The sequence below is a fragment of the Xanthomonas sp. NCPPB 3218 genome (assembly GCF_056725185.1).
Map to the genome: position 1 here is coordinate 3,575,118 of NZ_CM161516.1, position 11,863 is coordinate 3,586,980.

Below are 11,863 nucleotides of genomic sequence, written 5' to 3' on the forward strand. Positions count from 1 at the left end.
CTGCAGCTTGCGCAAGGGCGAGCTGCAGCTGAGCCGTTTGCAAGGTGCAGAGCAGTCGGCAGGCCATCAACACGCGTGGCGATCCAATCGACAGCGCGCGCCCCCACAGCCGCGCTCAAAGAGCGCCGGCGCCTTTCCATGTCCTTAGCCGGCTACCCAGCCACAATCCGCAACACATCATCCAGCAACGCCGCCGCCGTCACCTCGGCACCCGCGCCCGGCCCCTGGATCAGCAATGGCTGCTGGCGATAGCGATCGCTGCTGATGGCGACACGGTTATCGGTGCCGGCGCCGCCGGCCAGCGGGTGATCCAGCGCCAACTCGCGCAAGCCGACGCTGGCACCATGTGCGTCCACACGGCCGACGAAGCGCAGGCAACGCCCCGCAGCACGTGCCTGCTGCCAGCGCGCGCCGACCACCGCATCCAGCGCGCCCAGTTGCGCATCCAAGGCATCAAGCGGCAACCGCGCAATGCTTGCCGGCACCAGCGATTCCACATGCACCTGTTCGGCTTCCAGCTGCCAGCCCGCCGCGCGCGCCAGGATCAGCAACTTGCGCCGCACGTCCTCGCCCGACAGATCGATGCGCGGATCCGGCTCGGTATAGCCGGCCGCCATCGCCTCACGCACGCACTCGGAAAATGCGCCGGTACCGTCGTAGCGATGAAACAGCCAAGCCAGCGATCCGGACAACACCCCTTCGATCGAATGGATATGGTCGCCACCCGCCACCAGTGCGCGCACGCTGCTCAGCACCGGCAGCCCCGCCCCCACGGTGGCGCTGTCGCCGTAGTGCGCACCGCTGGCGTGACGCGCCGCGTGCACGGCCTGCGCGCGCGACAACGCGGTGCCCTGGCCTAGCTTGTTGGCAGTGACCACGTGTACGCCACGCAGCAGCCATTCCGCATGCCAGTCGGCAACGACCTCGCTGGCGGTCGCATCCACCAGCACATCGCCGGCACGTAACGCCGTGGTTTCCGCCCACGGCTGCAGCACGGCCTGGCCCCGCGGCGCGGCATTGGCCTGGTGCAGGGCCTGTGCGGCGCTGGTGCCGCAATCTTGGGCAATACGCGAGTTGGCCAACCAGTCAAAGCGCGGCAACTGCAGCTGGCGCTCCTGCAGCGCGGTGTAGCGCGCCACGAACGCGCGCCCCACCGTCCCGGTGCCCAGCAAGGCCAGCCGTGGTGTCGGCGTCACCGCTGCCGCCGAAGCGCGGCGCGAAACAGGCAGCACGGTACTCACGCGTCGACCTGTTTGCGGCTTGCGCTGGTCAGCGTCGCTTCGGCACGCGCCAGGCCGGCGCGCAGATCGATCAACAGGTCTTCTGCCGATTCGATACCGATCGACAGCCGCAGCAGGCCATCGGAAATCCCGGCGGCAGCGCGGGCTTCGGCGGTCATCGCCGCATGCGTCATCGAGGCCGGATGCGCGATCAGGCTTTCCACACCGCCCAGCGACTCGGCCAGGGTGAAATAACGCAGACCATCGACAAACGCGCGCACCGCAGCCTCGCCACCGTCGAGCTCGAAACTCATCATCGCGCCAAAGCCCTTCTGCTGGCGCGCAGCCAGTGCATAACCCGGGTGCGACGCCAGGCCGGGGAAATACACCTGGTTGACCACCGCATGCCCGTCCAGCAGCTCGGCGATGGCGTCGGCGTTTTCCTGATGCACGCGCAGGCGCGCATCCAGCGTGCGCAGACCGCGCAAGGTGAGGAAGGCATCGAACGGCGAACCGGTCAGCCCCAGCGCATTGGCCCACCACACCAGCTGCTGATGCAGTTCGGCATCGCGCGCGACCACCGCACCGCCCACCACATCGCTGTGGCCGTTGATGTACTTGGTGGTGGAGTGCAGCACCAGGTCCGCCCCGAACTCCAGCGGCTTCTGCAGCGCCGGCGACAGGAAGGTGTTGTCCACCACGGTCAACGCGCCAGCCTTCTTCGCCGCCTCGATGACGAAGCGCAGATCGGTGATGCGCAACAGCGGGTTGGACGGGGTTTCGATCAGCACCAGCTTGGGCGACTGCGCCAAAGCATCGGCCAGCGAACGCGGGTCGGTGAGGTCGGCGGTGATCAACGCGAAGTGGCCCTTCTTGGCCAGCGCGTTGAACAGGCGCCAGCTGCCGCCGTAGGCATCGTGCGGCACCACCAGGGTGTCGCCCGGCTGCAGCAACGCATTGAGCACCAGGTTGATCGCGCCCATGCCGGTGGAGGTGATCACCCCGCCCGCACCGCCTTCCAGCTCGGCCAGCGCTTCGCCGAGCAGATCGCGGGTCGGGTTGCCGCTGCGCGTGTAGTCGTACTGGCGCTTGTTGCCGAAACCATCGAAGGAGAAGTTGGACGACAGCACGATCGGCGGCGTCACCGCACCATAGGCAGTGTCGCGATCGATACCGGCGCGGACGGCGGCGGTGGCGGCGGTACAGGGGGCGTCGGCGGGGTCACGAAAGCTCATGCGGTTTCTCCGGTGATGCGAAGGGCAGTGGCGAGGATCGCGTCGATGCGATCGATTTCTTTCAGGAAGGCGTCGTGGCCATACGGCGAGCGCAGCACGCGCAGACTGCCGCGCGGCCCCAACCCTTCGACCAGGCTGACCAGGTCGGCCAGCGGCACCAGGCGGTCGCCCTCCACCGCAACGACGACGGTGGGCACGCGCACCTGGGCCGGGTCGATGCGATGCAGGTCGATGGATTCGGACAGCCGCAAGTAGGCGGTCACCGGCGTGCGCGCGACGTACTGCGCGCCGGCGGCATCCAGATAGTCTTCGGCGGCCACGCGCACGCGGCCATTGATCACTTCCGGCGGCGCGTCGAAGCGCTCGCTGAATTCTTCCGGAGTGCGGTAGCTGAGCATGGCGAACTGCCGTGCCAGCGCCAACCCATGGTTTTCGGCACATTGCAGCTGGCCCAGCGCCACCGCGCGGCGCTGCAATGCACGCCAGGCGGCGGCATAGGGATGGGCGCGATGCGCGCCACTGACCGCAACCAGGGTACCGACACGAGCGGCATGGCGGGTCGCGAACTGCAAACCGACCAGCGCGCCGTACGAGTAGCCGACAAAGCCATGCAAACGCGCGATACCCAGCGCATCCAGCAGGGCGGCGATCGCATCGGCCTGGTCGGCGGTGTCGATCGGCGCATCCAGCGTGCCGTCGGCGCCGAGAAAGTCGAACGCCAGCAGGCGGCGCGATGCCGGATCCAGCGCGCGGCCGGCGCCCACCAGGCCATCCACCCAGCCCTTCTCGGGGAACAGGTCGCTGGCGGCCAGATGGCGATGCGCGGAAATCCCGCCGGCCACGAACACCACCGGCGCATTGGCTGCGCCGATCAGTTCATAGCGCAGCCGCAGCTCGCGCATGCCGGCATGGCGCATCGGCAAGGCAATGACACGCTCGCCGCGTACGGCAATCAAGCCGTCATCGGTGGTGGCGGGTGTCTCGGCGTAATCGGTCGGTGATGGCGATGCTGTATTCACGAGGCTCATGGCGATATCCGGGGTGGATCGGCCATCGAGCTTCGCGGGAGCTCGCGTTCGACGTGCGCAAGGCACGATTCGAACCATCTTTCGGCGGACGCGGAGGTCCCCGCAGGATTTGGCACCAAACGCGGGCGCTTGCGCGCTCCGCTGGCTGCCCCGGCATCAAAGGGCCTGTCCCTCCGCCGGTCTCGATGGTGAAGCCAAGATGCCACCACTTTTTTGCGGTGTCAATCTCTTCATGCGGATGGAAAGATATATTTTCATCCGATACCACTGCGGCCTGTGATGGACCGCATACTTGAGGCTCCTTCGTTCGAGCCGATCGCGTGCCCGACCACGTGTCTCGCAGCGCCCTGCCCGCCCTCGCCCGGCAGTGCTTCATCGCGTTTCTGGCGTACGCCGCGTCCGCCGACGCGCAGCAACGCTGGCATTGGCCCGGTGCCGCAAACACGGCTGCGAGCTCGCCATCAGTCGCAGCGGCACAGACGGCGCCCGCATCGCCCGGCACCGGCCCCTCATTGCAACTGGAATGGCAGGCGCCGGCCTACCTGGCCTGGGTCAGCAACCCGCTGGCCGGGCCCGCACAGGTGCAACTGAGCGCACCGCCCAGCGAGGATTACCGCGCCGTGCCGCAGTTGCCGCTGACGGTGCAACTGGCTGCGCACGAGCGCCGCCTGCTCGCCCGGCTGTATCCGGTCAGTAGCCAGCGCAGCCTGGGTGGGCTTGGACTCAAGCTCGACCTGGTGCCCGGCGATCCGCAGGCCCGCCCGCAGCAGCAAGTGCGCTACCAGCTCCCGTTCCGCGATGCGCCGATCCAAGTGGACCAGGGCTTTGGCGGGACCTTCAGCCATACCGATGCGCCCAACTGGTACGCGGTGGACTTCGCGCTGCCGCAGGGCACGCCGGTGCTGGCGGCACGCGCGGGCACTGTCATGGAGGTACGGCGCGATGTGATCGAAGGCGGCCCGCATGACCAGGCCGCCGGCGCCGGCAACCTGGTGCGGGTGCTGCACGCCGACGGCAGCATGGCCATCTATGCCCACCTGGCGCCAGATGGCGTGGCGGTACGCCCGGGCCAGGTGGTGCGCACCGGCGAGCGCCTGGGCGCCTCGGGCAGTACCGGCTTCAGCACGGCCCCGCACCTGCATTTTTCGCTCCAGCGCAATGCGGACATGCGCCTGATCTCGTTGCCGTTCCGGATGCTGGGCCCGCAGGGCGAGTTGCAGTTCCCCTCGCCGGCACCGTGAGTGGCGGCACCCGGGAGCGCCAACCTGCCGCCCGGAGAGCCCCTGACCGGCGCTACAGAGGCCGGCTGCGGCGAAGCCGCTATAATCTCCGGCTTCCTCAGTTTCCGCAGGCGTCCGACCGGGCGCGCTCAGCCCATGTCCGACGTCTCCAACGAAGCCGCGCGCCGCCGCACCTTCGCCATCATTTCCCACCCCGATGCGGGCAAGACCACGCTGACCGAAAAGCTGCTGCTGTTCGGCGGTGCGATCCAGATGGCCGGCTCGGTGAAGGGCCGCAAGGCCGCCCGTCACGCCACCTCGGACTGGATGGCGCTGGAAAAGGAACGCGGCATCTCGGTCACCTCCTCGGTGATGCAGTTCCCGTACGAGGGCAAGATCGTCAACCTGCTCGACACCCCCGGCCACGCCGACTTCGGCGAGGACACCTATCGGGTGCTGACTGCGGTGGACTCGGCGCTGATGGTCATCGACGTCGCCAAGGGCGTGGAAGAACGCACCATCAAGCTGATGGAGGTCTGCCGCCTGCGCGACACCCCCATCATGACCTTCATCAACAAGCTCGATCGCGAGGGCAAGAACCCGATCGATCTGCTGGATGAAGTCGAGACCGTGCTCGGCATCCAGTGCGCGCCGGTGACCTGGCCGATCGGCATGGGCCAGCGCCTGAAGGGCGTGGTGCACCTGATCACGGGCGAGGTGCACCTGTACGAACAGGGCCGCAACTTCACCCGCCAGGATTCGACCATCTTCCCGTCGCTGGATGCGCCCGGCCTTGCCGAAAAGATCGGCGCGCAGATGCTGGCCGAGCTGCGCGACGAGCTGGAACTGGTGCAGGGTGCCAGCAATCCATTCGATCTGGACGCCTATCGCGCCGGCCAGCAGACCCCGGTGTTCTTCGGCTCGGGCGTCAACAACTTCGGCGTGCAACCGCTGCTGGATTTCTTCGTCGAGCACGCGCCGCCGCCGCAGGCGCGCGACACCACCGGCCGCCGGGTCGAGGCGACCGAAGCCAAGCTCAGCGGCTTCGTCTTCAAGATCCAGGCCAACATGGACCCGCAGCATCGCGACCGCGTGGCCTTCATGCGCGTGTGCTCGGGCAAGTTCACCGCCGGCATGAAGGCCCTGCATGTGCGCAGCGGCAAGGACGTCAAGCTGGCCAACGCGCTGACCTTCATGGCCTCCGACCGCGAAATCGCCGCCGAAGCCTGGCCGGGCGACGTGATCGGTATCCACAACCACGGCACCATCTCCATCGGCGACACCTTCACCGAAGGCGAATCGCTGTCGTTCACCGGCATTCCCAACTTCGCACCGGAGCTTTTCCGGCGGGCGCGCCTGCGCGACCCGCTCAAGCTCAAGCAGTTGCAAAAGGGCCTGGCGCAGCTGTCCGAGGAAGGCGCCACGCAGTTCTTCCGGCCGTTGATGAGCAACGATCTGATCCTCGGCGCGGTAGGCGTGCTGCAGTTCGACGTGGTGGCCTACCGGCTCAAGGACGAATACGGCGTGGACGCGATCTTCGAGCCGGTCAGTGTTACCACCGCACGCTGGGTGCATTGCGACAACGCCAGGAAGCTGGAGGAGTTCCGCGAGAAAAATGCCGGCAACCTGGGCATCGACGCGGCCGGCCAGCTGGTGTATCTCGCACCGACGCGTGTGAATCTGCAGCTGGCGCAGGAACGCGCGCCGGACGTGCGCTTCTCTGCCACGCGCGAACACGCGCATGCCAAGGCGATCGATTGACCGCGGCTTGAACCGGCGCCTGCGACCGCACTTGCCGGCGATGCGAATTGCTCGCAATTGCGGTACCTTTTTGGCATGAACGCAGACGCCTCCCCCTCGACCGACCTGCGCGACGAGATAGCCAGCGCCGTGACCCACGGCCTGGGTGCGATTGCCGCACTGGCCGGTGGCTCGGTGCTGATCACGCTGGCCGCCGTCTATGGCGACGGCTGGCAACTGGCCACCTCGATCGTGTTCAGCGCCACCCTGGTGTTGCTGTACGTCGCCTCCACGCTGTTTCATGCCATCCCGCACCCGGGCGCCAAGGCGCGCCTGCAGGTGCTCGATCACTGCGCGATCTATCTGTTGATCGCCGGTACCTACACCCCGTTTACGCTGATCAATCTGCGCGACTCCTGGGGCTGGGGCTTGTTCGCCGCGATCTGGACGATCGCCGCCGCCGGAGTGGTCTTCAAGCTGTTTTTCACCGGTCGTTTCCGCCTGCTGTCGACGGTGCTGTATCTGGCGATGGGCTGGCTGATCGTGGTGGCGATCCAGCCCTTGCTGCGCTCGGTCGATACCTGGTCTCTGTGCTGGCTGCTGGCCGGCGGACTCTTCTATACCTTGGGCACGTATTTCTACCAACGCGACACCCAGCGCTATTTCCACGCGATCTGGCACCTGTTCGTACTGGCCGGCAGTGCCTGTCACTTCGTTGCGGTGATTGCGCAGGTGATGTGAGACGCGATCTGCGGCGCGTTCGCGCGCCGTGCACGAGGCATCGCCAACCATGGCCCGCGTGGACAACGTGACCGACACCTCAGCTGCACCATCGCCCCCCAGCCCACGTCGTCGACGCTGGCTGGTCGGGCTTGCCATCGTCGCTGCCGCCGTGGTGATCTTCGTGCTGCTGTTCCAGTGGAACTGGCTGCGCGGTCCGGTCGAGCGCGTGGTCAGCGCCAAGACCGGTCGCCAGTTCCATCTCGGCTATCTGGACGTGAAGCTGGGCCGCACGACCACCGTGCGCGGCAATCGGCTGAGCCTGGCGAACGCAGCATGGTCCAAGCGCGGGCCGATGGCCGAGCTCAACTCGGCCGAGATCGATGTCGAGTTGTGGCCACTGCTGCGCGGCAAGGTGCGTCTACCGGAAATCCGCCTGGATCACCCAACCCTCTTGCTGGAAGCCGGCGACGACACCCATCCCGGCAACTGGGTATTCGATCAGGACAGTGGCGATGGCACCATGCCGCGCCTTGGCCGCCTGCTGGTGAACAACGGGCGCCTGCAATACATCGATGCAGCCAATCGCTCTAACGTGGATGTGGCAATCAACAGCCTCGCACCACCGAGCAGCGACCAACGTGCAGCGCCGATCGGCATCGACGGCAAGGGCCGCTGGAAGGGCTATCCCTTTACGCTCAAGGGCAATACTGCCTCGCCGCTGGAACTGAGCCAGAGCGAGCACCCATTCCGCATCGATCTGCGCGGCAGCGCCGGCGCCACCCGCACCCACGTGCGCGGCACCTTGACCAACCCGTTCCAGTTCCAGGTCTTCGATCTGCAAATGGCGCTCAGCGGCCAGGACATGCAGGACCTGTATCCGCTGACCGGCGTGGCCATGCCGTCGACGCCGCCATACAAGCTAGACGGTCATTTGCGCCGCAACGGCCAGCTCTGGCGCTACGAAAAGTTCACCGGTACCGCCGGCGATAGCGATCTGTCGGGCACTGCAGAAGTGGACCTGCGCAACAAGCGTCCGTTCCTGCGTGCCGATCTGGCGTCCAAACGCCTGGACTTCGATGACCTGGCGGGCTTCGTCGGCGCGCCACCGAAGACCGGCGCGAACGAGTCGGCAAATGCAGAACAGAAAAAACAGGCGGCACAGCTCGCAGCCAGTGCACGCGTGCTCCCCAGCACCCCGTACGACTTGTCGAAGCTACGCGCGATGGATGCGCAGGTACGCTGGCGCGCGCAGCGCATCAATGCGCCATCGTGGCCGCTGGACGACATGGATGCCTCGCTGACATTGAAGGACGGCTTGCTGCAGCTGGACCCGCTGAACTTCGGCGTTGCCGGTGGCGATATCCGCTCCATCATCCGCATGGATGCGCGCAGCGAGGTGATCACCACGCACCTCAAGGCAGGTCTTCGCGGCATCCGGCTGGATCAACTCTTCCCCGATACCGCCCTCGCCAAGCAGGCCTCGGGTGCCATCGGTGGCGAATTCGATTTGCGTGGACGCGGCAACTCGATCGGCGCGATGCTCGGTACCGCCGACGGCACGATCGGCGTGGGCATGGGCCGCGGCCATGTCGGCAATCTGATCATGGAGCTGGCCGGGCTGGATATCGCCGAGTCGCTCAAGTATCTGGTCACCAAGGACCGCCAGATTCCGGTGCGCTGCATCTTCGGCGACTTCGGCGTGCAGGACGGCCTGATGCAATCGCGTGCGCTGGCCTTCGACAGCACCGACACCATCATCATTGGCGAAGGCAGCATCAGCTTGAAGGACGAGACGCTGGACCTGCTGCTGCGCCCACGCCCGAAAGATCGCAGCATCCTGAGCCTGCGGTCGCCATTGCGGATTGGCGGCAGCTTCAAGGACCCGACCTTCCGTCCGGACTTCAAGGCATTGGGTCTGCGAGGCGCGCTTGCGGTCGGCCTGGGCATGATCGCTCCACCCGCCGCCTTGCTCGCAACCTTCGAACCGGGCCCCGGCAAGGACAGCGACTGCGGCGGCAAGTTCGCAAAGTAAGCTCACTGCACGACCTTGCGCCGTCAGCAAACCTGTCGACCGCTGTAGCGATAAAGGCAAGATGTCGATTGCATGCAAGTGCATTGTCGGATGCAGTGATCCCGAAACCTGCAGTGATGGCCGGATCAACAGGAACTGATCAGACCGCAGTCCTCGAACGACCGCACGGCCTGCACTGCTTGCACCATGCAGACCGACCTTCTCGACGGGTCCTTGCCCGCTCACCGTCGCGGGACCTTACGCGGCATGGATGCCGCGTAAGAGCCTACAAGGACGTACTTGCGGCGTGTCCTGCGATGGTGGGCGGGCAAGGGCCTTGCGACCAGGCCACAGATCAAACGCTCCAAAGCTGATCTATCGGCTCGCCACACTCCTCAAGCTATTGCGAGCAGCAGCGTCGTTCAAGACAAAACGCAGGGAACGTCGCCGGCACGGCCCTAGCTGGCGATGTAACGCTGCAACTGATCGATATCGCGCTGCTGGTTCTCGATCACCGCCTTGACCAGATCGCCGATGGAAATCACGCCCTGCACGCGGCCGTTGTCGACCACCGGCAGATGCCGGAAGCGTCCGTCGGTCATCAACTGCATGCAGCGCTCCACCGTGTCCGACGGCGACACTGTCACCACCTGAGTGCTCATGATGTCGGCAACGCTGGTGGTCGATGAGGCGCGATCGCGCAGCACCACCTTGCGCGCGTAATCGCGCTCGGACACGATGCCGACCAGGCGTGGCCCGTCCATCACCAACACCGCGCCGATGCCTTTCTCGGCCATCAGCCGGATCGCCTCGATCACTGCAGCATCTGCCGCTACCGCGAATACCTCAATCTGCTTGGTCCCCAACAGCTGTCGTACGGTCTGCATGGCCCGCTCCGCGCTTGGTCTGGTGGTCGCAGCCTACTCCCACCGCGCCGCAGTGGGTATCGACCAGGTAGAGCGGACGCTGCTTGGCCTCGTCGTACAAGCGGCCCAGGTATTCGCCGATCAGGCCCAGGGCGATCAGCTGGATGCCGCCCAGGAACAGGATCACCGACATCATGGTCGGCCAGCCGGCCACCGGGTCGCCCATCAGCGCCGCCTTGATCACCACCCAGCCACCGAACAGGAATGCCACCAGCGCGGTGAGCAAGCCCAGATAGGTCGCCACGCGCAGCGGCACGGTGGAAAAGCTGGTGATGCCATCCAGCGCGAAGTTCCACAGCCGCCACACGGTGAATTTGCTGCGCCCCGACAGCCGTGGCGCACGCCGGTACGGCAATGCCACCTGGCGAAACCCGACCCAACCGAACAGCCCCTTCATGAAACGGTGGCGCTCGCGCAGCTGCTGCAAGGCTTCCACCACCCGCGGCGACAACAGCCTGAAATCCCCCGTGTCGGCCGGAATCGGCGTGCGCGACAACTGCCGGATCACCCGGTAGAACGCATGCGCCGCACTGCGCTTCAGCCAGCTCTCGCCCTCGCGAAAAATCCGCGTGCCGAAGATGTTGTCGTAACCGGCGCGCCACAGCGCGACGAACTCGGGGATCAACTCCGGCGGGTCCTGTCCATCGGCATCGAGCAGCACCACCGCACCGGGCAGCACATGGTCCAGGCCTGCAGAAATCGCGACCTCCTTGCCGAAGTTACGCGACAGCCGCACCGCACTCACCTGCGCATCGGCATCAGCAAGTGCCTGCAACACGCTCCAGGTGCCATCGCTGCTGCCATCGTCGACATACAGCACATGCGTCTGCACCCCACTCAGGCCCGCCAGCACTGCGCACAGGCGCGGGTGCAGCTGTGGAATGCTGGTCTCTTCGTTATAGGCTGCAATCACCACCGTCAGGCGGTCTCCTGCCACCGGCAGCTGCACGGGTCCGGACGTGCGCATGCTCACGGCGCCTGCAGATACGCAGGGCCACCCAGCTGGCGCGCCTGCCGCTGGATCCATGCCGTCCGCCGTTGCACATAGGCGCCGGGACGACGCGCGTCATAGCGGCGTGGCGAGGGCAGCACCGCCGCCAGGCGCGCCGACTCGGTCGGTGACAACCCGGCCGCATCCTTCCCCCAGAACTGCCGGGCAGCGGCCTGCGCGCCATACACCCCGTCACCGAACTCGGCCACGTTGAGATACATCTCCAGAATGCGCTGCTTCGGCCACAGCAACTCGATCAGCACCGTGTACCAGGCCTCCAGGCCCTTGCGTACCCAACTGCGGCCCTGCCACAGGAACACGTTCTTGGCGACCTGCTGACTGATCGTGCTGGCCCCGCGCACGCGCCCACCGCGCGCATTGTGATCGCGCGCCTTTTCGATCGCCTGCAGGTCGAAGCCGTGATGCACCGGAAACTGCTGATCCTCCGCGGCCACCACCGAAATCGGCAGGCTGGCGGCGATCCTGTCGTAGTCGCGCCATTGCTGGTGCAGCGAAAAATCCCAGTCGCCCTCGCCCCAGGCTTCCAGATAGCGCCCGACCATCATGCTGCTGATCGGCGGATCGATCACCCGCAGCACCAGTACCTGCAGCACGCTCGCGGCGGCAAACAGCAGCGGCGCTGCCAACAGCCAGCGCAGCCAGCGCCGCACGCGCCGCGGTGGCGCCACCTGCTTGCCATCCAATGCATCCGTCCCCATTGTTCGCTACGACCTTTCATCCCGATGCTCGTTGCATTATCCGGCAACCG

10 protein-coding genes and 1 riboswitch are annotated in these 11,863 nt (G+C 66.3%); of the genes, 4 read left to right on the top strand and 6 right to left on the bottom strand.

Annotated features, from left to right (window positions below; translation table 11 throughout):
- Window positions 1–152 precede the first annotated feature (152 nt).
- Genes AC1PLS_RS14920 through metX form a run of 3 tightly spaced genes read right to left on the bottom strand, consistent with a single transcriptional unit; the run spans window position 153 to window position 3,483 of the window.
- Complete coding sequence (locus tag AC1PLS_RS14920; protein ID WP_184433908.1) at window positions 153–1,241, bottom strand: homoserine dehydrogenase family protein; 1,089 nt, start codon at window positions 1,239–1,241, stop codon at window positions 153–155.
- Window positions 1,238–2,455, bottom strand: coding sequence for an O-succinylhomoserine (thiol)-lyase (locus tag AC1PLS_RS14925; RefSeq protein ID WP_184433905.1), 1,218 nt, complete (start codon window positions 2,453–2,455; stop codon window positions 1,238–1,240). The genes AC1PLS_RS14920 and AC1PLS_RS14925 overlap by 4 nt, the downstream gene beginning before the upstream one ends.
- Window positions 2,452–3,483 carry a homoserine O-succinyltransferase MetX gene (gene metX / locus AC1PLS_RS14930; RefSeq protein ID WP_046343729.1) on the bottom strand — a complete coding sequence of 344 codons (1,032 nt, stop codon included), beginning with the start codon at window positions 3,481–3,483 and terminating at the stop codon, window positions 2,452–2,454. Before metX ends, AC1PLS_RS14925 begins: the two co-directional genes overlap by 4 nt.
- Window positions 3,484–3,554: 71 nt before the next feature.
- Window positions 3,555–3,675: riboswitch (SAM riboswitch) on the bottom strand.
- Between the two features lie 128 nt (window positions 3,676–3,803).
- Between metX and AC1PLS_RS14935 the strand changes: the two genes are divergently transcribed.
- From AC1PLS_RS14935 to AC1PLS_RS14950, 4 genes are all read left to right on the top strand, one after another.
- Window positions 3,804–4,724 carry a M23 family metallopeptidase gene (locus AC1PLS_RS14935; protein WP_184433899.1) on the top strand — a complete coding sequence of 307 codons (921 nt, stop codon included), beginning with the start codon at window positions 3,804–3,806 and terminating at the stop codon, window positions 4,722–4,724.
- A gap of 135 nt (window positions 4,725–4,859) precedes the next feature.
- The gene (locus tag AC1PLS_RS14940; RefSeq protein ID WP_046343732.1) at window positions 4,860–6,464 is read left to right on the top strand and encodes a peptide chain release factor 3; all 1,605 of its coding nucleotides are present in this window, start codon (window positions 4,860–4,862) and stop codon (window positions 6,462–6,464) included.
- Window positions 6,465–6,539: 75 nt separating this feature from the next.
- Window positions 6,540–7,184: a PAQR family membrane homeostasis protein TrhA gene (gene trhA / locus AC1PLS_RS14945; RefSeq protein WP_024939244.1), complete on the top strand. Its 645-nt coding sequence runs from the start codon at window positions 6,540–6,542 to the stop codon at window positions 7,182–7,184.
- A 49-nt stretch (window positions 7,185–7,233) separates the two neighbouring features.
- Entirely contained in the window at window positions 7,234–9,198 is a 1,965-nt protein-coding gene (locus AC1PLS_RS14950) for an AsmA family protein (protein ID WP_481103810.1), read from the top strand.
- Window positions 9,199–9,635: 437 nt separating this feature from the next.
- Here the strand turns inward: AC1PLS_RS14950 and AC1PLS_RS14955 are convergent, their stop codons facing one another.
- The 3 genes from AC1PLS_RS14955 to mtgA are packed head-to-tail and all read right to left on the bottom strand — an operon-like array spanning window position 9,636 to window position 11,813.
- Window positions 9,636–10,064, bottom strand: a complete 429-nt coding sequence (locus AC1PLS_RS14955) for a CBS domain-containing protein (RefSeq protein WP_481103811.1) — start codon at window positions 10,062–10,064, stop codon at window positions 9,636–9,638.
- Window positions 10,024–11,070: a glycosyltransferase family 2 protein gene (locus AC1PLS_RS14960; RefSeq protein WP_184608852.1), complete on the bottom strand. Its 1,047-nt coding sequence runs from the start codon at window positions 11,068–11,070 to the stop codon at window positions 10,024–10,026. The genes AC1PLS_RS14955 and AC1PLS_RS14960 overlap by 41 nt, the downstream gene beginning before the upstream one ends.
- A 2-nt stretch (window positions 11,071–11,072) precedes the next feature.
- Window positions 11,073–11,813, bottom strand: coding sequence for a monofunctional biosynthetic peptidoglycan transglycosylase (mtgA, locus tag AC1PLS_RS14965; RefSeq protein ID WP_024939248.1), 741 nt, complete (start codon window positions 11,811–11,813; stop codon window positions 11,073–11,075).
- Between the last annotated feature and the right edge of the window lie 50 nt (window positions 11,814–11,863).

Coding starts and splice junctions, on each gene's coding strand:
- AC1PLS_RS14950 (WP_481103810.1), top strand. CDS start 7,234: ATGGCCCGCGTGGACAACGTGACCGACACCTCAGCTGCACCATCGCCC.
- AC1PLS_RS14925 (WP_184433905.1), bottom strand. CDS start 2,455: ATGAGCTTTCGTGACCCCGCCGACGCCCCCTGTACCGCCGCCACCGCC.
- AC1PLS_RS14955 (WP_481103811.1), bottom strand. CDS start 10,064: ATGCAGACCGTACGACAGCTGTTGGGGACCAAGCAGATTGAGGTATTC.
- mtgA (WP_024939248.1), bottom strand. CDS start 11,813: ATGGGGACGGATGCATTGGATGGCAAGCAGGTGGCGCCACCGCGGCGC.
- metX (WP_046343729.1), bottom strand. CDS start 3,483: ATGAGCCTCGTGAATACAGCATCGCCATCACCGACCGATTACGCCGAG.
- AC1PLS_RS14960 (WP_184608852.1), bottom strand. CDS start 11,070: ATGCGCACGTCCGGACCCGTGCAGCTGCCGGTGGCAGGAGACCGCCTG.
- AC1PLS_RS14940 (WP_046343732.1), top strand. CDS start 4,860: ATGTCCGACGTCTCCAACGAAGCCGCGCGCCGCCGCACCTTCGCCATC.
- trhA (WP_024939244.1), top strand. CDS start 6,540: ATGAACGCAGACGCCTCCCCCTCGACCGACCTGCGCGACGAGATAGCC.